Annotated in this window: 20 protein-coding genes and 1 pseudogene; 15 read left to right on the top strand and 6 right to left on the bottom strand. The window is 65.5% G+C overall.

Annotation, left to right across the window (positions count from 1 at the left end; translation table 11 throughout):
- Positions 1-8: 8 nt before the first annotated feature.
- From NQE15_RS10590 to NQE15_RS10635, 10 genes are read left to right on the top strand one after another with little or no spacing between them, the layout of a single operon-like run.
- The gene (locus NQE15_RS10590; protein WP_265949548.1) at positions 9-935 is read left to right on the top strand and encodes a polysaccharide pyruvyl transferase family protein; all 927 of its coding nucleotides are present in this window, start codon (positions 9-11) and stop codon (positions 933-935) included.
- Entirely contained in the window at positions 889-2,403 is a 1,515-nt protein-coding gene (locus tag NQE15_RS10595; RefSeq protein WP_265950236.1) for a lipopolysaccharide biosynthesis protein, read from the top strand. The genes NQE15_RS10590 and NQE15_RS10595 overlap by 47 nt, the downstream gene beginning before the upstream one ends.
- A gap of 1 nt (position 2,404) precedes the next feature.
- Positions 2,405-3,289, top strand: a complete 885-nt coding sequence (locus NQE15_RS10600; RefSeq protein ID WP_265949550.1) for a DUF707 domain-containing protein — start codon at positions 2,405-2,407, stop codon at positions 3,287-3,289.
- Positions 3,286-4,722: an undecaprenyl-phosphate glucose phosphotransferase gene (locus NQE15_RS10605; protein ID WP_265949552.1), complete on the top strand. Its 1,437-nt coding sequence runs from the start codon at positions 3,286-3,288 to the stop codon at positions 4,720-4,722. Before NQE15_RS10600 ends, NQE15_RS10605 begins: the two co-directional genes overlap by 4 nt.
- A gap of 19 nt (positions 4,723-4,741) precedes the next feature.
- Entirely contained in the window at positions 4,742-6,184 is a 1,443-nt protein-coding gene (locus tag NQE15_RS10610) for an MBOAT family O-acyltransferase (protein ID WP_265949554.1), read from the top strand.
- A gap of 2 nt (positions 6,185-6,186) precedes the next feature.
- Positions 6,187-7,242 (top strand): hypothetical protein, encoded by a 1,056-nt coding sequence (locus NQE15_RS10615; RefSeq protein ID WP_265949556.1) that lies wholly within the window; start codon positions 6,187-6,189, stop codon positions 7,240-7,242.
- Positions 7,243-7,288: 46 nt separating this feature from the next.
- Positions 7,289-7,540, top strand: a complete 252-nt coding sequence (locus NQE15_RS10620; RefSeq protein ID WP_265949559.1) for an acyl carrier protein — start codon at positions 7,289-7,291, stop codon at positions 7,538-7,540.
- A complete protein-coding gene (locus NQE15_RS10625) occupies positions 7,540-7,968 on the top strand; it encodes a MaoC/PaaZ C-terminal domain-containing protein (RefSeq protein WP_265949561.1) in 429 nt (142 codons plus the stop codon). Before NQE15_RS10620 ends, NQE15_RS10625 begins: the two co-directional genes overlap by 1 nt.
- A complete protein-coding gene (locus NQE15_RS10630) occupies positions 7,955-8,632 on the top strand; it encodes an SDR family oxidoreductase (protein WP_265949563.1) in 678 nt (225 codons plus the stop codon). Before NQE15_RS10625 ends, NQE15_RS10630 begins: the two co-directional genes overlap by 14 nt.
- Positions 8,629-10,587, top strand: a complete 1,959-nt coding sequence (locus tag NQE15_RS10635; protein WP_265949565.1) for an HAD-IIIC family phosphatase — start codon at positions 8,629-8,631, stop codon at positions 10,585-10,587. The genes NQE15_RS10630 and NQE15_RS10635 overlap by 4 nt, the downstream gene beginning before the upstream one ends.
- Positions 10,588-10,675: 88 nt before the next feature.
- Here the strand turns inward: NQE15_RS10635 and NQE15_RS10640 are convergent, their stop codons facing one another.
- Together NQE15_RS10640 and NQE15_RS10645 are read right to left on the bottom strand one after the other, a co-directional pair.
- Positions 10,676-12,688 (bottom strand): GumC family protein, encoded by a 2,013-nt coding sequence (locus NQE15_RS10640; RefSeq protein WP_265949568.1) that lies wholly within the window; start codon positions 12,686-12,688, stop codon positions 10,676-10,678.
- A 46-nt stretch (positions 12,689-12,734) separates the two neighbouring features.
- Positions 12,735-13,052 (bottom strand): hypothetical protein, encoded by a 318-nt coding sequence (locus tag NQE15_RS10645; RefSeq protein WP_265949570.1) that lies wholly within the window; start codon positions 13,050-13,052, stop codon positions 12,735-12,737.
- A 139-nt stretch (positions 13,053-13,191) separates the two neighbouring features.
- Here NQE15_RS10645 and NQE15_RS10650 point away from each other — a divergent pair, with 139 nt between their 5' ends.
- Both NQE15_RS10650 and NQE15_RS10655 read left to right on the top strand, forming a co-directional pair.
- On the top strand, positions 13,192-14,835 hold the full coding sequence (locus NQE15_RS10650; RefSeq protein WP_265949573.1) for a methyl-accepting chemotaxis protein: 1,644 nt from the start codon (positions 13,192-13,194) through the stop codon (positions 14,833-14,835).
- Positions 14,836-14,858: 23 nt separating this feature from the next.
- A complete protein-coding gene (locus NQE15_RS10655) occupies positions 14,859-15,635 on the top strand; it encodes a substrate-binding domain-containing protein (protein ID WP_265949576.1) in 777 nt (258 codons plus the stop codon).
- A 95-nt stretch (positions 15,636-15,730) separates the two neighbouring features.
- On the opposite strand, the gene NQE15_RS10660 is transcribed toward NQE15_RS10655, so the two are convergent.
- Complete coding sequence (locus NQE15_RS10660) at positions 15,731-17,527, bottom strand: ABC transporter transmembrane domain-containing protein (RefSeq protein WP_265949579.1); 1,797 nt, start codon at positions 17,525-17,527, stop codon at positions 15,731-15,733.
- Positions 17,528-17,728: 201 nt separating this feature from the next.
- Here NQE15_RS10660 and NQE15_RS10665 point away from each other — a divergent pair, with 201 nt between their 5' ends.
- Positions 17,729-18,013, top strand: a complete 285-nt coding sequence (locus tag NQE15_RS10665) for a hypothetical protein (RefSeq protein WP_265949582.1) — start codon at positions 17,729-17,731, stop codon at positions 18,011-18,013.
- Here NQE15_RS10665 and NQE15_RS10670 read toward each other — a convergent pair.
- Together NQE15_RS10670 and NQE15_RS10675 are read right to left on the bottom strand one after the other, a co-directional pair.
- On the bottom strand, positions 18,010-18,327 hold the full coding sequence (locus tag NQE15_RS10670) for a hypothetical protein (RefSeq protein ID WP_265949584.1): 318 nt from the start codon (positions 18,325-18,327) through the stop codon (positions 18,010-18,012). The genes NQE15_RS10665 and NQE15_RS10670 overlap by 4 nt on opposite strands.
- 106 nt (positions 18,328-18,433) lie before the next feature.
- On the bottom strand, positions 18,434-19,036 hold the full coding sequence (locus NQE15_RS10675; protein ID WP_265949586.1) for a c-type cytochrome: 603 nt from the start codon (positions 19,034-19,036) through the stop codon (positions 18,434-18,436).
- A gap of 320 nt (positions 19,037-19,356) precedes the next feature.
- Between NQE15_RS10675 and NQE15_RS10680 the strand changes: the two genes are divergently transcribed.
- Together NQE15_RS10680 and NQE15_RS10685 are read left to right on the top strand one after the other, a co-directional pair.
- Complete coding sequence (locus NQE15_RS10680) at positions 19,357-20,013, top strand: mechanosensitive ion channel family protein (protein ID WP_265949588.1); 657 nt, start codon at positions 19,357-19,359, stop codon at positions 20,011-20,013.
- Between the two features lie 39 nt (positions 20,014-20,052).
- On the top strand, positions 20,053-20,466 hold the full coding sequence (locus NQE15_RS10685; RefSeq protein WP_265949590.1) for a YidB family protein: 414 nt from the start codon (positions 20,053-20,055) through the stop codon (positions 20,464-20,466).
- On the opposite strand, the pseudogene NQE15_RS24055 reads toward NQE15_RS10685, so the two are convergent.
- Positions 20,463-21,364, bottom strand: a pseudogene (locus NQE15_RS24055) (LysR substrate-binding domain-containing protein). The gene NQE15_RS10685 and the pseudogene NQE15_RS24055 overlap by 4 nt on opposite strands.
- Positions 21,365-21,371: the final 7 nt, after the last annotated feature.

A 21,371-nucleotide genomic window follows, 5' to 3' on the forward strand; every position in this document is an offset into this window, starting at 1 on the left:
AGCCGACGATGAACGCCCCGATGAACGAACTCAAGCACAAGCTGGCGGCGATTACCCGCTACCTGCCGCCGGAGCGGCCGGTGGTCTATCTCGACTACCCGGTCCATCTCAATTTCGGCGACATCCTGATCATGCGCGGCACCGAGCGCTTCTTCGCCGACTACGGCTACCGCGTCGTCGAGCGCGCCGGCTACATGAACTTCACCGCCTCGGCGCGCCGGGCGGTGCCCGCCGAGGCGGTGATCGTGCTCCACGGCGGCGGCAATTTCGGCGACCTCTACCCGGTGCACCAGCACTTTCGCGAGGCCGTCGTCCGCCAATTTCCGCAGCACCCCATCGTGCTCATGCCGCAGACCGTGCATTTCCAGTCGGAGCGGGCCAAGGAGCTATCGGCGGCGATTTTCCGGCAACACCGCAACCTGGTGCTCATGGTCCGCGACCAGCGTTCGCTGGAGGCGGTGGCCGACCGGTTCTCGCCGCAGGTCCTGCTCATGCCGGACATGGCGCACCAGCTCTGGGACGACGAGGCGCCGTCCGGCCTGGGTGCCGGCCGCGTCGAATTGTGGCGCGCCGACATCGAAGCTACCGCACCGGCGGGCGCAGCGGGCGAGGGCGGGGCGGTAGACTGGATGGATTTCGTGCCGGTCTGGCAGCGCCGCCTGTTCGGCCTGATCCTCCGCCTGCACCGCCTGGAGGGCGAAACCGACATGCGGCTCGGCGCCTGGCAGGCTTGGTACGCCTACTGCGAGCGGCTGACCGCACGCATGCAGGCGCATTTCGAGCCCTATGGCGAAGTCCGCACCAACCGCCTGCACGGCATGATTTTCGGAGCCCTGCTCGGCAAGAAAGTGGTATTCGATGATAACTCCTACGGAAAGCTTGGCCACTATGCCGGGCAGTGGTTTGAGCGGCATCCCGGCATACGTGCCAGCTGAGCCGCCGGCCAGCCAGGGCGCCGTGCGCGCTACGGCCGCCCGCTCGCTGCGCTGGACGCTGCTCGAAAGCTTCGGCCTGTCCGGGCTGTCCTTCATCGCCCTGATTTTCTTCTCGCGCTACCTGTCGGCGGCGGAATTCGGCATTGCCGCCGTCGCCATCGGCATCGTCCAGTTGCTCAACGTGCCGGTCGAAATGCTCTTCCACGATGCCCTGATCCGCACCCGCGAGGCGACCGCGCGCCACGTCAATTCGGCCTTTTCCGCCTCGCTGCTGATCGGCGTGCTGCTCACCGGCGCCTGCTGGCTGCTCGCCGACCGCTTCGCGACGCTCATCGGCCAGCCCGAGGTCGGCCCGGTGCTGCGCTGGATGAGCCTCGGCCTGGTCGCCTCCGGCTGTGGCAGCGCCCTCGTCGCGTTGCAGCGTCGGCACCTGCAGTTCCGCACCCTGGCCCTGCGCTCGACGATCGGGCGCGGCGGTTCGGCGGTCATCGGCATCGCCCTGGCGGTGTCCGGGGCCGGCGTGTGGAGCCTGGTCGCCCAGCAGGTCAGCATGACCCTGCTCGCCACCCTGGTGCTCTGGCTGATGGCCCCGGAACGCCCGCGTTTCGGCCTGTCCCGGCCGGAACTCGGAGAAATGACGCGCTTCGGCGTGGCCGCCGCCTTCTTCAACCTGGCCGGCCTGTCCACCCAGCGCTTCTTCATGATCGGCGTCGCCGCCTTCCTCGGCGCCCAGGCCGCCGGCCTCCTGAGCCTGGCCTTCCGCGCCGTCGACATGCTGCGCGACATCGTCGGCAGCGCCGTCGCCCAGCTCGCCCTGCCCATCTTCGCCAGCCTGCAGGGCAGCCGGGCAGACATCCGGCGCACTTTCAGCGCCGCCGTCCGCCTCACCACCGCCTTGATGTACCCGCTGTTCGCCGGCCTCGCCGTCTGTTCCTACGAAGTGGTCGAGATCGTCTTCGGCGCCCGCTGGCTGGGGGCCGCGCCCTTTGTCGCGCTGCTCGCCTTGCTGACTTTCCAGTTTTTCCCGCGCCTGTTTTCGGTGCCCATCTACAATGCCACCGGCCATCCGCTGCTGCCCAGCATCGCCTTGCTGCTGCAGATCGCCTACGTCGTCGCCGGCATGCTGCTGGTCGGCCGCTTCTCGCTCGAGGCTGCGGCGGCGGTCTGGGCCTCGCGGCTGGTCCTCGGGCTGGGCATCGATCTCTGGCTGCTGCGCCGGGTAACCGGCCTGAGCGTCGCCGGGCAACTGGCCGGCGCCGTTCACCCGGCCCTGGCCGCGGCGGCGATGGCGGCCGTCGTTGTTGGCGCCAAGGTCTATCTGCTGGCCGCCCTCGATCCGGCGCTGCGCCTGGCGCTGATGGTCGGCCTCGGTGCCGTTACCTACGGCGTCGTGCTCTGGCTGCTGAATCGCGACCTGGTCCGCGAACTGCTGGCCTTTGCCCGGCAGACCGTAAAGCGGGGGACCTGACATGCTGCGCCGCGCCCTCGACTTCGCCAAAACGCTGCGCTCGACGCTCCTGCGCCGGCGCCAGCAGGCCCTGCTGCGGCGCTGGGTCGCCCGCCGCGATGCCGATCTGGCTTCATCACCACCGCCGCTGCGCCGCGGCAAGGCGCTGTACGCCGCGCCGATCGGCGCTTCCGGCAAGGAATTGCTGGCCAAGCTGATCGACCGCCTGGGCGACGACGATTTCGACTACCTGATCTTCGTCTACGACGGCTGCCGCTTCGACGAGCCGATCTTCAGCCGCTGCACCTTCATCCACGAACCGGGCATCGTCTATCAGTACTTCAAGAAATACCTGACGCCGGAACGCTGCAGCGCCTACGACTACATCGTGCTCGGCATCGAGGATGTCGATATCGACGATTTCTGCTGGCCGCGCTTCGCCGCGATCATGGATCACAACCGGCTCGACATGGCGTCGCCGGCGCTCTCCGCCCGCTCGCACAGCCCGCACGCCATCATGTTCCGGCAGCCGGGCCGGGTCGGGCGCCTGGTCGATGTCATCGAGGTTTTCATCACCGTCTTCGACGCCCGCGCCTGGCCGGCTTTCCGGGCGCTGATCGAGGACGACTACAACTACTGGGGCTGGGGCTACGTCCAGCTGACGCAGTCGGCCTGCGGCTACAAGATGGGCATCGTGGACAGCGAGACCATCACCGTCACCCGGCCGCCGACCTTCAAACAGGAATGCCAGGACGAGATGCGGCGTTTCCTGCGCCGCCATGCCCAGTACCGCCGCGCCCGCTTCTGTTCCTACGGCGAACTTCTGCCGGCCGCCGCCAATCCGGCTGCCCCGCCGGCCCCGATACCCCATTCCCCGTTAAATCCCCATCAGCAAGGTATGACATGAATACGGCAACGATTCCCCACTACATCCGCCTGTCCTCGCCCGGGCACCTGTCGCGACGGATCTATCCGATGGTCAATCTGGTCGAGGCCTTCGTGCCGCCGCTACTGGCGGTGGTCATCCTGTTCATCGCCGCCATTGCCAGCGAACCGACGCCGGGCGGCCTCGATCCGGCCTACAATATCCTCGGCCTGGCGGTGTTTTCGCTGACCTTTCCCGGGCGTTTTCATCTCGACGGGGCGGCCTCGACGATGGTCCGCAAGACCGTGGTCGGCTGGTTGTTCCTGGTCTCGCTACTGGCGCTCTTCGCCTATGGCAGCGGCTACGTCGCCTTCTTCACGCGCCCGGCGATCCTCATCTGGCTGGCCGTGACACCGCTCGCCCTGGTCGCCGCCAATGTCCTGGCGCGGCGGATCGTCCCCGGCGTCCTCGCCCTCGAGCGCAACCAGCGGCGGGCGGTGATCGCCGGCTATAACGCCACCAGCCAGCGGCTGGCCCACAGCTTCGCCAACGATACTGCGCTCGGCGTGCGCTTTCTCGGCTATTTCGACGATCGCAACGGCTCGCGCCTCGACAGCGACTACCAGGGCCGCGACTCGGAGCGCGACCTCGGATCGCTCAGCGAATTGGTCGACTACGCCAAGAGCCACCGCGTCGACCAGATCTACCTGGCGCTGCCACTCGGCGAGCAGTCGCGCATGCTGACCCTGCTCGACGACCTCAAGGACACCACGGCCTCGATCTACTTCGTGCCCGACCTGTTCGTCACCGACCTCATTCAGGGCCGGGTCGACTGCATCGGCGAGACGCCGATCGTGGCGGTCTGCGAAACGCCATTCACCGGCATCAATGGCTTCCTGAAACGGGCCAGCGACATCGTGCTCGCCACGCTGATCCTGATCCTGATCGCGCCCCTGCTGCTCGTCGTCGCGGTCGGCGTCAAGCTGATGTCGCCCGGGCCGGCCTTCTTCAAGCAGCGGCGCTACGGCCTGGACGGCCGCGAGGTGGTGGTCTACAAGTTCCGCTCGATGACCGTCACCGAGGACGGCGACAAGAGCTACACCCAGGTCACCCGCGGCGACCCCCGCGTCCCGCCGTTCGGCGCCCTGATCCGCAAGGGTTCGCTCGATGAGCTGCCGCAATTCATCAACGTCCTGCAGGGGCGGATGAGCATCGTCGGCCCGCGGCCGCACGCGATTGCCGTCAATGAGCAGTACCGCAAGCTGATTCCCGGCTACATGGTGCGCCACAAGGTGCGCCCGGGCATCACCGGCTGGGCCCAGGTCAACGGCTACCGCGGCGGCGACGATCTGGAACACATGCGCGGCCGCATCGAGTGCGACCTGGAATACCTGCGCAACTGGTCGCTCGGGCTCGATCTGCGCATCATCCTGCGCACCATCGGCCTGGTCTTCCGGGACGTCCGAGCCTTCTGAGGCGGCAGCGGGACGCAACATGGCCATCACTTCACTGACCTTCCTCTGCTTCGTCGCCGCCGTCGTCGTCGCCTTCCACCTCGGCCGTTCGGCGGGCTACCGGCAATGGGTGTTCGCCGCCGCCAACGCCATCTTCATCGCCAGCCAGGTGAGCGCGGCGCCGGCCCTGGCGCCGCTGCTGATCTTCGTCGCCCTCGGCTATCCCGCGGTGCGGTGGCTGCGGCACGGGCCGGGCTGGGGCTTGGTCCTCTGCCTGGTGGCAACCATCGCCGCCTTCGTCGTCCTCAAGCGCTTCGCCTTCCTCGATGGCCTCCTCGAACTGCCTTTTCCCTACCTGACCATGGGCCTGTCTTATGTCCTGTTCCGCCTGATCCACCTGATGGTCGACGCGCAGACCGGCGAGTTGCCGGCGGCGATCAGCCCGCTGCGCTACTTCAACTACAGCTGCAATTTCCTCTGCTTCGTTTCCGGGCCGATTCAGCGCTATCAGGATTTCGCTGCCACCGACGACCAGCCGGCGGGGCTCGACGAGGCCCGGGTGTTCGCCGCCTTTGCCCGGGTGGTGCGCGGCTTTCTCAAGGTGGCGGTGATCTCGGCCGGCCTCAACTACGTCTTCGGCCAGATCGCGCCGCCGCTGCTCGCCGCCGAGGCGCTGCCCGGGGCGCGCTTCGCGATCGCCTTCAGCGCCGCGGCGGTGGTCTACACCCTTTACCTGTACTTCAACTTCTCCGGCTACATGGACATCGTGATCGGCCTCGGCAGCCTGCTCGGCCAGAACCTGCCGGAGAATTTTCGTCAGCCCTTCGCCGCCCGCAACTTCCTCGATTTCTGGACGCGCTGGCACATCACGCTCTCCGAGTGGTTCAAGACCTACCTGTTCAACCCGCTGCTCAAGGCCCTGGCCGGGCGTTTCCGGGCGCCGGCGGTAATGCCCTGGCTGGGCGTCCTGGCCTTCTTCGTGACCTTCCTGGTGATGGGTCTGTGGCATGGCACGACCGCGGTCTTCGTCGCCTACGGCCTGTTGCTCGGCGGCGGTGCCGCCGTCAACAAGCTGTGGCAACTGGCCATGACCCGGCGCCTGGGCAAGGCCGGCTATCGGGCGCTGGCCGAACAGCCTGTGTATCGCGGCCTCTGTCGCGGCGCCACCTTCGCCTATTTCGCCCTGGCCCTGGTCTGCCTGTGGGTCGATCTGGCCCAATTCGGCGGTCTGCTGCGCACGCTCGGCGCGGCCGGCGTCGCCGCCAGCTTCGCGCTGATCGCTGTGGCCGGTGCCCTGGTCTTGCCGGTCCTCGACTTAGTCATGGCCACGCTGCGCCGGGCCGGCGCCGGCCTGGCGGTGTCGACAGCCAGCCCGGCCGGCTTCGTCGGCCGCAATGCCGCGCTCGCCGCGCAGGTGCTGCTGGTCCTGATGGCCTCCTCCTTCTTCCACAAGGCGCCCGAGTTCGTCTACCGGGCCTTCTGACCATGAAACTCATCCTGCGCCAGGCGGCGATCCTGCTCTTCTTCCTGCTCCTGCTCTACGGACTGGCTCTCGCCATCGCCGTGCCGGCCATGCCGCTGCCCGGCGAGGCCAATCTCGATACCGCCGCGGCCGTCCGTTCGCCGTTCATGACCGAGCCGAAATACGCCTTCCTGAGCCGCAGCCGGCTCGACAGAGCCGACGACAAGGCGATCCTGCTCGGCGCCTCCAACGTGCTCGCCGGTTTCCGCCCGGCCCGCCTGCAGGAACTGGTGCCGGGGGCGACGGTGCATAACCTGGCGATCGGCGGCGCCAACCTGACCGAGGTCCGCCAGATGGTGGACCTGGTGCTCGAAGTGCAGAGTCCGGCGGCGCAGCGCCACAACCTGTTCGTGATCGGTGCCTGGTATGGCCTGTTCGCCGACGACCGGGCGCGCTGGTACACGCCTGATCGTCATCCCGGCGACACCGACCTCGACATCGAGCGCTACCGCTACGGCTTCTACCGGCGCACCGACGACGGACCGGTGGCGCTGCTGCCGCCGCGCTGGCTCGACGCCGGCGTGACGCTGATCAAGCCTTTCCTGCTCGTCGACCGCCTGGCGCGCGACGCCGGCAAGGCGCTGCGCCCGGCCCGCGCTGTCGCCGCGCCGGCCGACCAGGCGACGGTGCCCGGCGCCGAGCGCCAGGGCCAGTACCTGGCGTTCTGGGAAGACTACATGGGCGGCAGCGGTCGCCTCGAGGCGGCGCCCTTCGCCACCCTGGTGCACACCATAGCCACCATCCGCGCCAGCGGCGGGCGGGTGCTGCTCGTCGACCTGCCCTTGCCGCGCTGGCATGCCGGCGCCTCGCCTTATGAGGCGAGTTACCGCCGGCACTGGGCGGCGCTCCAGCAGCAACTGGCCGGGACGGAGGGCGTCGCCTTCCTGAGCCTGAGCGATGCCGACCGGCCGGAGGATTTTTCCGACGAGGTGCACCCCAAGCCGCGCGTCGCCGAACGCTGGGCGACGCGCCTCGCCGGCGCCCTGAACGATGTGCCCGGAACGCTCGCTCTGCGCTGAACGCCGAACTTGACAGCAATTTTTGACGATTGAAAAGGAGCCTGAAATGAAATCCGATTACAACCTGATGCAGATCTACACCAAGCTGACCGAGATCTTCCGCGACATCTTCGACGACGACGGCCTGGAAGTGACGCCGGAGCTGACGGCGGCCGATGTCGAGGAGTGGGACAGCCTGAATCACATCCGCCTGGTGGTCTCGATCGAGCGCGCCTTCGGGATGAGCTTCTCGGCGGCGCAGGTCGGCCGCCTGAAGAACGTTGGCGAATTCGCCGAACTGATCGTCAGCAAGCTGTGATGGCAGCGGAAAGCCGCGCCATCGCCTGGGGCGAGCTGGCGGAAGGAGCCGCCGACGGCGTCGATTTCGTGGTCAGCGCCGAGGAATTGCAGCAATTCGCCGCCCTCTCCTGCGACTGCAACCCGCTCCACGTCGACGCCGACTTTGCCCGCAGCAAAGGCTTCGACGACGTCGTCGTCCATGGCGCGCTGCTCGTCGCCAAGATTTCGCAACTGATCGGCATGCGCCTGCCCGGCCGCGACAGCGTGTGGACCGGCCTCACGCTGCAATTTCGCCATCCGCTCTACGTCGGACAGGCGGCGCGGGTCGAAGCCGTCGTCGAGCGACTGTCGGCGGCGACCGGCATGGTGCTGCTCAAGCTCACGCTGCGCGCCGGGGAAACCCTGCTCGCCAAGGGCGAAGCGGAGGTGCTGCTTGTCAGGCCGTGAACGCTTTCTGGTCTCCGGCGGCGCGGGCGGCATCGGTGCCGCCACCTGCGAGGCGCTGGCCGCCGCCGGCTATGTCCCGGTCGTCGGCTACCACCGGGCGGCGGACGCCGCCGAAGCGGTCGCCGCGCGCACTGGCGGCCAGGCGCTGGCCCTCGATCTCGCTTCGGACGCTTCGATCGACCGGGCGCTGGCCGAGTTGGCTGGCGCCGAGGGGCGCCTGGCCGGCGCCGTGCTCGCCGGTTCGCCGCCGCTCACTCTGGCCCCCTTCGGCAAGATCGAGGCGGCTGACCTCCAAGCCCAGTTGCAGGTCAATGTCATCGGCCCGCAACGCCTGCTCGCCGGCCTCGTCCGCCAGTGCTGGCGGCCCTACAAGGACGGCGTGGTGATCGGCATCCTGAGCCGGGCGATGGGCGAGGCCGGGAGCGGCGCCGCCTCGGGAATGGGCGCCTACGTCATTGCCAAGTACGGCATGGCCGGCCTGCTCGCCGTGCTCGCCGCCGACTATCCCTGGCTGCGGGTGCGCTCGGTGCGCCCCGGCTACACCGAAACGCCGATGCTGGCCGCTTTCGACGAACGCTTTCTGGCGCAGCAGCGCGAAAAGACTCCTTTCCAGACGCCACAAGACGTGGCGGCGCAAATCCTGACGGAGGTAAACCGACAATGAGCCAAACTTTATATTCGACCCTGGCCTGGCTGCCCACGCCACCCAAGGAATTCGCCGCCCTGTGCCGGGCGCTGCCCGCCGACGATGCCGAGCTCGGCAAGCAACTGCAGGCCCTGGCCGGCTTCGGGCTGGACGAGAACCAGCTCACCCGGCTTTCCCGGAGCATCGAACAGGCGCGCCAGGAGGGCAGGGCGCTGGCCCCCCTGGTGCCTTTCCGGCTCGGCATCGTGAGTAACGCCACTTCTCACTTCCTGGTCCCGGCCCTGGTGGCGACCGCCGCCCGCCACGGCATCGCGCTCGACTGCATCGAGGCCGGTTTCGACCAGGCGATGCAGGAGGCCCTGGCCGCCGACTCGCCGCTCAACCTCGCCCGTCCCGACGCCGTGCTGCTCGCCCTCGACTACCGCGGACTGCCGCTGCGCGCCACGCCGGGCGATGCCGAGGTGGCGCAACGCACGGTGGCGGCGGCGCTCGACCACATCGACCGCATCCGCAACGGCCTGCACGCCAACGGCAAGACTGTCTGCATCCTGCAAACCCTGGCCCGGCCGGTCGAAACGCATTTCGGCAGCCTCGATCTGGTGCTTCCGGGCACCTTGCGCAGCCTGATCGACGCGATCAACCGTGGCCTCGCCGAACGGGTGGCGGCGAGCAACGACCTGCTCTTCGACGTCGCCGGCCTGGCCGAAACCGTCGGCCTCGCCGACTGGCATGCGCCGACCCTGTGGCACATGGCCAAGCTGCCGTTCGCCAGCAACTTCCTGCCGCTCTACGCCGACCATGCCTGTCGGCTGCTCGCGGCGCTGCGCGGCAAGAGCCGGCGCTGCCTGATCCTCGATCTCGACAACACGGTGTGGGGCGGGGTGATCGGCGACGACGGCCTGGAGGGCATCATCATCGGCCCCGGCGATCCGACCGGCGAGGCCCACCTGGCGGTGCAGCAGACGGCGCTGCACCTGCGCGAACGCGGCGTGGTGCTCGCCGTCTCGTCCAAGAACACCGACGAAATCGCCCGCCGGCCCTTCCGCGAGCATCCGGAAATGCTGCTCCGCGAAGATCACATCGCCATCTTCCAGGCCAACTGGAACGACAAGGCGACCAACATCAAGGCGATTGCCGAGGCGCTCTCGCTGGGCCTCGACGCCATGACCTTCCTCGACGACAACCCGGTCGAGCGCGGCCTGATCCGGCAACTGCTGCCCCAGGTGGCGGTGCCCGAACTGCCCGATGACCCGGCGCTTTATGTCCGTACCCTGCTCGCTGGCGGCTATTTCGAAGCCGTCACCTTTTCCGCCGAGGATCGCCAGCGCGCCGATTTCTACCAGGACAACGCCCGGCGCATCGCCCTCCAGCAGCGGGCGGGCGATGTCGAAGGCTACCTCGCCTCGCTCGACATGACGCTGACCATCCAGCCCTTCGAGGCCACCGGCCGGGCGCGTATCGCCCAACTGATCAGCAAGTCGAACCAGTTCAATCTGACCACCTGGCGCTACAGCGAGGCCGAGGTTGCCGAGCTGGAGGGCGACCCCGATTGCCTGGCCTGGCAGATCCGCCTCGCCGACTCCTTCGGCGACAACGGCATGATCAGCGTCGTCATCTGCCGCCGCGCCGGCAGCGAGTGGCAGATCGACACCTGGCTGATGAGCTGCCGCGTGCTCGGCCGCCGGGTCGAAGAGGCGGTGCTCCAGGAACTGCTGGTCGCGGCCCGGCGCTATGGCATTGCCCGGCTGGTCGGCAGCTACCGCCCGAGCGGGCGCAACCAGCTCGTCGAGGGGCATTACCGGAAACTCGGCTTCGAGCTGCTGGCACGCTATCCGGACGGCCGCAGCGAGTGGATCCTGAATGTCGCCGACGCCGAGCCGGTCGCCAACCTGCCGATGGAGATTCGCCACCTCGGCGTCGAGGGCAGCCCGCCGCCGCAAAGAGCGAACCACAGCGAGGCCAGCCGGGCCTAGCGGCCACCTTGGTGGCGAGGGTCATCCGCAAGCTTCGGGGGCGGAGACTTCCGGGTGCTCCCCAGCCTCGCCGCTGACTGTCCGGCGTTTACCAGAGCGCCGCGTTGCGCAAGGCCGGCAGGATGGGGTCCGCCCCGTCTCCATGCTTGTGCCGTGGGCCATCGCTGGCTGCCGCGTAGGCGGCAAGTTCCTCGGGGCTGAGATTTCCGACGAGCGGGGCAAGGCTGGAAAACCGCACGTTCTGGCGCATCAGGTTGGCGATGCAGGTATGGCGCAGGACCTCCGGCGAAACCGAAGCCGCTTCGTCCAGCCCGGCATCGATTGCGGCGCAGGCGAGCCGTGTGCTGATATCGGACTGGCTCAGCGGCTGGCCCGTTTGGTTGACCAGTAGAGGACGCTCCGGATCGTCTCCGGGAGAACCTGCCAGCGCCCGCGCCAGTACTTCGGGCAAGGAAAGGCGGCGCACTGCCGGGCCGCTGTCCACGGTGAGCTGCAGGCTCGATAAATCGACATCGCGCAGCGTCAGATTTCTGGCCTCATCGGCCGTCAGGCCGAGGAGCAGAACGGCACACAGGCGTCGCCCGTCCTCATCCGCACCGGCAAGCAGCGCATCGACCTCGTCCGCGGAGAGTTCCCGCGGCAGGCTTGCCGCAGCCGACAGTTGCAGCGGCGCCGGTCCGGCCTGGGCCAGTGACGGCAGCGGCGGCGCTTGTTTGATACCCAGGGCCGGTGGCATCCAGGGCTGGGGCACGACGACTGTCGTGGCACCGCCCGCCAGCGGCGATGGCGAGCGATTGAAGAGCTCGACGAACCAGACCGCGAGTAGGCCAAGCACAAAAGCGGCAGCGAGATTGATCAGGGCATCGCGCAGATAATCCGGGCGCCACGGTTTGTGATTGACCGCGGCCGCCTCGATCAGGGTCAGCGCCGGCAGGCGGGCGCTTTCGCTGGCGCCCAGTTTTTCGAGGCGTTCGATGGCGTTGCGCCGCGTCCCTTCGAGGCGGATTACGTCCTCCTCCATGGCCTTGGCTTCCTGGAAGTTGCCGGAAAAAACCTGCGCTTCGCGGCGCAGGCCATCGATCTGGGCGCGCAGCCGTCCGACGGTGGCCCGGGTGCCGGCCGCCTCTTCCTCGGCGGCGGCCAGTGCGGCCTGCTGGCTGGACGAGCGGCTTGCCGCCAGCTGCTGTTCCAGTTCCGCCTGGCGGGCGCGGAGGGCTTTTGCCGTCGGGTCCATCGCCATGAAGGCCGGCGTATAGGTCCGTTCCATATCGCGCAGCTGTTCCCGGGTCGCCGAAATGCGCTGTTCGATCGAGGCCAGTGTCGGATTGTCCCTGGAAAAGACCGGGCTCCGGCCGGTGGCGGCGGAATCATGCAGGGTCCGCAATTTTGCTTCGGCCCTGGCGGCATCTTCGTTGGCCTTGTTGAGCGATTCGGAGAGTCCTTTTATGCGGGCCAGGGATTCGTTCTCGCTTCGTTCCGAGGAAACGACCCCGCTGCGGCTGCGAAAGGTAGCCAGTTGAGCGCGCTTTTCCGCGATGCTGACGCCCAGCCGATCGACTTCGGCGCGCAGATCGGAGATCGCCCCGCTGGAGGCGGTGTCATGGGCGGCGAAAAGCCGGTCGCGATAGGTCGCGATCAGCGTATTGACAATCCGCGCCATCAATTCGGGCGACTCCCCGATCGCCTGAAGTTCGACGATTTCGGTCCCAGCCACGGGCGTAACGGAAATGGCGCCCTGCAGCGCGGCAACCGGATCCTTGTCGAAGGACGGGGGGAGGCCTACCTCCTTCTCCAGTTGTTGCAGGACCGCCTCGAGCAGCTTGCGACTGGTCAATATTTGCGCCTGGGTGAGCAGGTCGACCTTGGTACCTGGGTTTTTTTCCTCCCTGGCGCTTCCGCGAGACGGCGCATCGATGGCGGCGGAAACATTGCCGCTGTTGATCTCCACCCGGGCGCTGGCCCGGTACTCGGCCGGACGCAGCAGATTCCAGGTCAGGCCCGGCAGCAAGGTGATGGCAAAAACCGCGATGAATACGGTCAACCGCCGTCGATTGCTGCGCTGGGCCGCCAGCGCGGGATCAATCTGGGGCCCATCGAACATGAAACTGTCTTGATGTGGAGGGAGCCTGAGCATGGGATTGGATCCGTCAAGAGTGTCCGATTAGTCTAGCAATGTTCCATTTTGGCGAGGTGACGATATTCCTTCCGGAAGCCAAAAAAATTGCAAAACGCATAGCTTCCACCGGCCGCACCTGGACCGGGAATTCGCCGATGCCCCGCAAATTTTTTCCGCAGCCTTTATTGAATTTGAGAACCGCTACCTTGATTGCCAAGGCATTTTCCCGATTTCGGGATTGGTGAGATGTATTTGCGAAAGCCATCGTGCCGGCGATGGAGGGGGCTGCCCGGATATGGGAGCAAAAAATATCCCTATGGGTTTTAAGGGCATTGGTTTTTGATTCCAAGCCTTTGACATCGAAGCGAATACCCGGGAATGGTGGAACTGGTTAAGTCATGTGGAATTATTTATGGCATCAGTCTTGCAGATGAAGTTGCGTTTTTCAGTCCCCTTCGCCCAGAGGGGAGCCCCCACGGAGTTTCGTCGTGCACAGCCTACTTCACCGTTTTTCTGTCCGTACCCAGCTATTTGCAGGGTTCGGCATCGTTCTCGCCCTGCTGGTCCTGACCTCGCTATTCGCCTATCGGCAACTGTCGGGCGTCTACGGCTTTCTCGAGAAGATACAGGCGGAAAGCCTGCCGCGCGTCGCTTCCGCCGGCCGCCTGCAGGATGCCAACAAGGATGTCGGCATCGCCGTGCGCGACTTCGTCAGCCGCGAAAGCATGGCGGCGCAGAAGGATTCCCTGAAGGAGTTGAAAGGCGCGCTCAAGGTCTTTCAGGATAATCTGAGCGAGGTGCAGGGGCAGGCGGGCAGCAATGCGTCTGCCATGCAAGCCTCGTTGAAGAAGACCGACGAGCAGTACAAAGCCCTGCTGCCGATGATCGATGAGGTGCTGGGCCTGGTGGACGAATCCGACATCGACCGCGCCAAGATCCTCGTCTACGAGAAGCTGCGTCCGAAGCAGCTGGCGCTGTCGGCAACAATCAATGACTTCGTCAAGGAACAGACGGCGGAGGCGCAGTCCGCCTCCGACCAGGCCGGGGCGGCTTATCGCGGCGCCGCTGGTGCGCTGGTGCTGTGCATCGCCATCGGTACTGCCCTGGGCATGGGGCTGGCCTGGGTGGTTACCCAGGGGATCGTCGTGCCGCTCAAACGCTGCAGCCAGCTCGCCCAGCGCGTCGCCGACGGCGATTTCACCGAGCGTATGGAGGCCAGTGGCGACGACGAGGTGGCGCAACTGGTGCGACATCTGAACAGCATGTCCGAGCAGTTGGGCAAGACCATGGGGCAGATTCACTTCCAGGCCGAGAGGACGACCCGCTTCGCGCAATTGCTCGCCGACGATGCCGACGAAGCCGGCAAGCGTTCGGAAGTCCAGGTGGAGCGGGTAATGGCGATGACGGCGGCAATGGAGCAGATGAGCGTCTCGATCCGCGAAGTATCGTCCAACGCCGAGGGCGTTGCCGATGCTGCCGGCGAAGCACGCCGCCTATCGCTCGACGGCAACGAAAAAATGGTCAGCGACCGCCAGGAAATGGCTCATATCGTCCACAACGTCGAAACATCCGGTGAATTGCTCGGCCAGCTTTCCGAGGCGATCACCCAGATTGGTGCGATTACCCTGGTCATCAAGGGGGTTGCCGAACAGACCAACCTGCTGGCCCTCAACGCGGCCATCGAGGCCGCCCGGGCCGGCGAACAGGGCCGCGGCTTCGCGGTAGTCGCCGATGAGGTACGCAAGCTGGCCGAACGCACTGCCGCCAGTACCGCCGAAATTGCCGAGCGCCTGGCCCATGTCGATCGCAAGGCCGCCGAGACGGTCGATGCGATGAGCAAAGTCCGCGACAGCGTCGAGTGCGGCAACAAGGACACGCAGGCAATCGACGAAACGCTGCAGCAGATTGTCGTCACCGCTGGCCAGGTGTCCGAACTCGTTTCCGGTATCGCCGCCGCCACGCACGAGCAGGCACGCACGACCGAGACGACTGCCCAGGGCATCGAAGCCGTCTCCGGCCTGACCGAAGAAACCAACAGCACCATCAAGCGCGTCAAGGCCACATCGGCCGAGATGACCGCCGTTGCACGCGACCTGCAGACGCTGGTCAGCCGTTTTCGTATCCAGTCTTAGCCAACTACAAACAAGGGGAAATCATGAACGTACGTCAGCTCACCATCGCTTTGATCGCCACGCTTGCCGGCGCAGCCGTCTGCGCCCAGGAAGTCACCGTCGCCGGCTCGACCACGGTGCAGAAGCGCATCCTGGAACCCGGCGCAGCCGGCCTTAAGGCAGCCACCGGCATCGATGTCAAGGTCCAGGGCAGTGGTACCGGCAAGGGCATGATCGCTCTCTTCGAGGGCAAGGTACCGGCCGCCGCCGCTTCGGAAACTTTGGAAGACGCCGTCGGATCGGCCAGGAAAGCGGCCAAGGAAGCCGAGAAAACGATTTCCGTACCGGGCAATCTGCAGTTCCACGAAATCGTCAAGGACGTGATCGTCGTCATCGTGAACAAGGACAACAAGGTCGCAGCCCTGAGCAAGGATCAACTCAAGGACATCAACAGCGGCAAGGTCAAGAACTGGAAGGAGGTTGGCGGCGCCGACCTGCCGATCAAGGTTGTGACCAGCCATGCCGGCAGCGCGACCCGCGCCGTATTCCAGAAACAGGTGATGGACGGTGCCGAATATGTTGCCGGTGCCATCGAGGCCCGCACGACACGTGAGGAAATCGCCGAAGTTGCCCGCGAAGCGGGTGCCATCGGCGCGGTCAGCGAAGGCTTCTTTGCCCAGAACCCGAGCAAGTCGAAGACGGTCAAGACGCCGACCATTTCGCGTCCGCTGGGCCTGGTGACGGTCGGCGACGCCAAGCCGGAAGTCAAGAAAATTATCGACTTCTTCAAGTCGGTCGAAGGCAAGAAGCTGATCCAGTAAGCGCGCCAGCGTTTGCTGCAGTAAGGAAAGCCGATCCTCGAGGTCGGCTTTTTTATTCCTCGGCGAAGTTCTCCGGCGGGTAAATCGCCAGCCGCTCAGAGATCGAGCTGCAAGGCGGCGAGCCGGGCATAGAGGCCGCCCTGGCTACGCAGGTCGGCCGGGGTGCCGGTTTCGACGATGCGGCCGCGCTCCATGACGACGATGCGGTCGGCTTTCTGCACGGTCGCCAGGCGGTGGGCGATGATCAGCGTCGTCCGCCCCTGCATGGCCGTGGCGAGACCTTGCTGGACCAGGATTTCCGATTCCGCGTCGAGGGCGCTGGTCGCTTCGTCGAGCAGCAGCAGGCGGGCGCCCTTGAGCATGGCGCGGGCAATCGCGATGCGCTGGCGCTGGCCGCCGGAGAGCCGGGTGCCGCGCTCGCCGAGGAAGGTCTGGTAGCCCTCGGGCAAACGGTCGATGAACTCGTCGACCAGGGCCGCCCTGGCCGCCGCGATGACTTCCTCGTCGCTCGCCGTGGCGCGGCCGTAGCGGATGTTCTCCAGAGCGTTGGCAGAGAAGATCACCGGATCCTGGGAGACGATGGCGATGTCCTTGCGCAGATCGTGCAGGCTGAGTTCGCGGATGTCTTGGCCATTGATCCGGATGCTGCCGGCCGAGGCCTCGTAGTAGCGCAGCAGCAACTGGAAGAGGCTGGTCTTGCCGGCGCCCGATGGACCGACCAGGGCGACGCTTTCGCCGGGTGCGATGTCGAGGCAGATGTCTTCCAGGGCATGAGTCTGCGGTCGGGCCGGGTAGGCGAACGTGACGTGCTCGAAACGGATCGCCGCCTGCGCCGACGGGGCAGGGGTCAGCGGCGTCGGCACTTCGCGGATGGCCGATTCGGCATGCAGCAGTTCGAGTAGCCGTTCGGTCGGCCCAGCGGCGCGCATGACATCGCCCCAGACTTCGGCCATGGTGCCGACCGCGCCGGCGACCAGCGCCGCGTAGAGCACGAAGGAGGCGAGTTCGCCGACGCTGAGCAGGCCATCGTTCACCTGGCGCGCTCCGATCCACAGCACGAAGATGATGGTGCCCATCACCGCCGTGATGATCAGCCCGGTCAGTGCCGCACGCACCCGGGTGCGGCGGATCGCCGTGGCAAAGCTGGTTTCGGTGCGTTCGGCGAAGCGCCGGGCCTCATGCGGCTCCTGCGTATAGGCCTGGACCGTCGGCATGGCATTGAGGATTTCGCCAGCCAGCGCCGAGGCGTCGGCGATCCGGTCCTGTGATTCGCGCGACAGTTTGCGGACCCGGCGGCCGATGAGCAGGATGGGCAGGATCAGCAGTGCCATCAGGCCGAGGTTCAGCGCGAACAGCTGGAAACTGGTCACCGCTAGCATGACCATGCCGCCGATGAACTGGAACAGGCTGCGCAGGCCCATCGAAATCGAACTGCCGACCACGGTCTGGATCAGCGTCGTGTCGCCGGTCAGCCGGGAGAGCACTTCGCCGGTCTGCAGCGTTTCGAAAAACTGCGGCGACTGGCCGAGCACCCGCGCATAGACCGCGCTGCGCAGGTCGGCCGTGGCCCGCTCGCCGATCCACGAAACGGTGTAGAAGCGCGCCGCCACGGCCAGCGCCCACAAACTGGCCAGCCCGAACATGGCAATGAAATGGCCGTCCAGGCTGAGCGCACCGAGCAGGCCGCCGGTGGCCTGCTGGCGTTCGCCGAAGCCGAAATCGATCAGGTCGCGAAAGGCCAGTGGCACGACCAGGATGGTCGCCGAAGCCAGGCATAGCAAGATGAAGGCTAGTGCTATTCGCGCCCGATACGGGCGCAGGAAGGGCCACAGGCCTTTCAGGGCGGAGAGGCGGCGAGGGGCGGTCGACGGGCTGGTGGGGTCGGTGGGCATCCGCGATTTTCGGGGGAAGTGATGGAGGGCGGTGGCTGAGGCCTGATCGCCATTCTGCTCCTGATCGCAAGTTTTGCCGTATGGGTTATTGCACCGACCGCCGCTGCACTTTTTTCGCATACCGCTGTCGTATCGAGCTCGAGAGTCCGGTTTTCGGCTCGTCTTCGACCATCGCTCAACCAATCAACAGAGGAGAGTCAAATGTCGCACTGGATAAAATTGCTCTGGCTATCGTTCTTCACCGCCGTCCTGGGTGAAACGGTATTTTTCGCGGTCATCGACCCGCAATTGCTGTATCTGTTTGGTCAACCGGTCGATTGGCCCCCAATGGTGGTCTATTCCGTCGGCTTCTTCATGTTCTGGGGGCTAACCGCCCTGACCGCCGCCCTGGTGGCCCTGCTGCAAAAACCTGGCGAAGAAGTTAACCGGGAGCCGGAAATCCGGGCTCGCCACGCCCGCGAGAAAGACCAACTGAGGTCGATCTAGCGGCGCTCGGGATTGGTATCTGCCGGCGGGGCCTCAGTGGACCTGGGGCTGTCGGACGACGGGCTGACTTTTTCCACCACCTTGTGCATGGCCCGACCCGTTGCGTCGGCCCCGCGCTTGATGCCTCGACCGGCGGCCGATAGTCCGACTTCAATGCCATGGCCGGCAGCCTCGACGCCTCGCTTGACGCCTTCGGCGGTGGCTTCGGCACCGCGTTCGATGGCCAATTTCGTCTTGTCGACCACGCCTTCGTCAGCCAGCACGCTACCCATCAGGCAGAAGCTGCAGATGAGCACGGTAAGTGATCGTTTCATGCCTGGTCTCCTTCCGTTGCTACCTGTTTAATAGATTCCTGCCAAGGGCTCGAGGTTCCGTCCGTCAGGTATCTGTTTGGACGGAGGGGCGGCTCAAGGAGCGTGTCTATTCCTCGCCGGCAAGATAGATGACCAGGTTGCGGATTTCGGTAGGCGACAAGGGCGCATTGATGAAGTGCATGGAGCGGTCATTGCCCCGTGACTGGTCGATCAATCGGCGGATCTGTGTTTCGAGATAAACCGGGTTCTGTCCGGCCAGGCGAGCCACCGTACCGCCGCCCGTGGCATAGACGCCGTGACACGAGGCGCAGTTGTGCACGCCGGTATCGACATTGCCTTCGAAATAGAGCTTGCGTCCCGCAGCCTTGGCCAGTTCGTCGCTGCTTGGTGTAAAGCCGGGACGAAGACGCGAAAAATACTCGGCAACGATATAGGCCTCGGGAGCCGTCAGTTTTTCAGCGACCGCCTGCATTTTTGCATTTCGGCGTTGACCGGTCTTGAAGTTGAAGAGTTGTTTCAGCAGATATTCGGCCGGTTGGCCGGCCAGGCTGGCGTAATCGTCGCTAACCCCGAGGCCGTTGTTGCCATGGCATTTGGCGCAACGTTTCTTGACCAATTGCCGTGCCGCTTCGGCATCAGCGTCGCTGTAAGCGCTTTGCGCAATGGCGGACCCGGCGATCAGCAAGCCGCTCAGCATGCACAGAAGCATCAAATCACGCCATGCATGGCAATCGCGCCTTGTTATCTGCATTTGTTTCCGCTTTAAGGTGGAGTGGTGACCAAGCTGCCTATTTGAAAGTCAGTATCTGGCACAGTTCCCGGGGAGTCAAGGCAGGTGCCTGGCAACTGGCCAGTCCGGGGCCATCGACAATATATGGCCGCCCGTTTTGTCACTCCGTATTTGATCAGCCGATTACTTTGACATTCCTGCCAGCACCGACAATACTGAAACGCCGGATAGTCAAAATCCCTGTTTCGTCGCAGGTGTCAGCGGGTTTTCCTCCTTGTTGCCGACCGAAAGGTGATCCTATGGATTCCGTTGGAATGCAGAAATACCAGGACATCGCGATGCAGTATGTGATGGAGTTCGGGGTCAATATACTTGCTGCAGTCGCCTTCTGGGTTGGCGGGCGCTGGTGTGGCGATCGGCATGGCCTGGTCGGGGCTTTTGGCGCACTACGCCGCCGGGGCTTCCTGATCGTGCTGCGTCCGTTCAAGGTTGGCGACTTTGTCGGTGTTGGCGGACTGACTGGCGCCGTCCGGGAGATCGGACTGTTCGCGACGACCCTGGATACGCCCGACGGCGTTTATACGACCGTCGGCAACAGCAAGGTGTTTGCCGACACCATCCAGAACTTCACCACCAACCCGTTCCGGCGCGTCGAACTCAAGGCCCAACTGGCCGGCTCCACCGATCCGGCGAGTGCGGCGGCATTGCTCAAGGAGCGGCTGGCGGCAATTCCCAATGTGCTGAAGACGCCGGCGGTCGAAGTCGAAATTCTCGAATTCAATTTGGTTGGGCCGGTGCTGGCTGTGCGCCCGTTCTGCCACAACGATCACTACTGGCAGGTCTATTTCGACAGCAATCGCACCATTCGCGACAGCTTCGGCGAGGCCGGGTTTGCCGCGCCAACCCCGGCGCAGGTCGTCATGGTGCAAGGCAAGCTAGATTCCGGTGCGGCCTAGAGGCGACCATTTCTTGATGTATCAACACGGGAGTACGACATGGGCTTGTTCGATCAGGTATTAGGCGGTGCACTCAATGGTCTGGGTGGCAACGCTGGAGGCAACGGCCTTCAGGATGTGATCATGCAGTTGATCAACAATCCGAAAATCGGGGGCCTTGAGGGCCTGGTAAAAGCCTTCCAGAGTGGCGGGCTGGGCGAGATCGTCAATTCATGGGTGGGAACTGGCCAGAATTTGCCGGTCTCACCCGAACAGTTGGAGTCGGCGATCGGCAGCGAGCAACTCAGTGCGGTCGCCAGCCAGTTGGGGATCAGCCAGGAACAGGCTGGCGGGCAACTCGCCGAATTACTGCCCAAGGTGGTCGATCTGCTGACGCCCAACGGTCAGCTTCCGCAAGGCGGTGACCTGATGGCGCAGGGATTGGAGCTTCTGAAAGGCAAGTTCCTGGGTTAGCACTCTGCCTTACCCAGCCACTCCTCCAGAAACTCCACACAAACTCTGACTTTCGCCGAGGTCGATAGGCGCGAGGGCGACACCGCCCAGACGTCGACTTCCTGGGCGTAGTCGGGCAGCAGGTGCACGAGGTCGCCGCGGGCGATGCTCGGACCAACATCCCACAGCGAGCGCAGGATGATGCCGTGGCCGGCGATGGCCCATTGGTGCACTATTTCGCCATTGTTGGCCGAGAGTGGGCCGCTGATTCGGGCGACTTCCGGGCCTTGCGGGCCTTGCAGGGTCCATTGGCCGAACTGGAAGTCGCGTTCGCGGATGACGATGCAGCGGTGGCCGGCGAGGTCGGCCAGGCTGTGCGGGCTGCCGTGGCGGGCGAGGTAGGCGGGGCGGCGCACAGCACGCGGCGGTTGCGGCCGATGCGCCGCGAGATCAGGTTGGGCTCGGTCACGGCGCCGATCCGGATGTCGAGGTGAAAGCCTTCGCCGATCAGGTCCACCGGCCGGTCGAGCAGTTCGAGTTCGATTTCGAGCGCCGGGTAGCGCAGGGCCAGCGCCGAGAGAGCGGGGCCGACGCGGTTGCGGCCGAAACCGGAACTGGTGCACAAGCGCAGCAGGCCGCTCGGTTCGGCACGGGCGCTGGAGACGGCTTCGCCCATCTGCACGACGTCGTCGAGAATGCGCTGGGCCCACTGGTGCACGATGTCGCCCGATTCGGTCAGGCTGATGCGACGCGTCGTGCGGTGTAGCAGGCGGACCTGCAGAGTTTCTTCGAGCAGGGCGATGCGCTTGCTGACGTAGGCGTTGGAGACGCCCAGTTCGCGGGCGCTGGCGGCGAAACTGGATTTTCTGACGACGGTGCAGAAGAGCTGAAGATCGTCGAGCAGCGGTTTATTGTTCACGATTCGT

This window comes from Dechloromonas sp. A34 (assembly GCF_026261605.1).
Classification (GTDB): domain Bacteria; phylum Pseudomonadota; class Gammaproteobacteria; order Burkholderiales; family Rhodocyclaceae; genus Azonexus.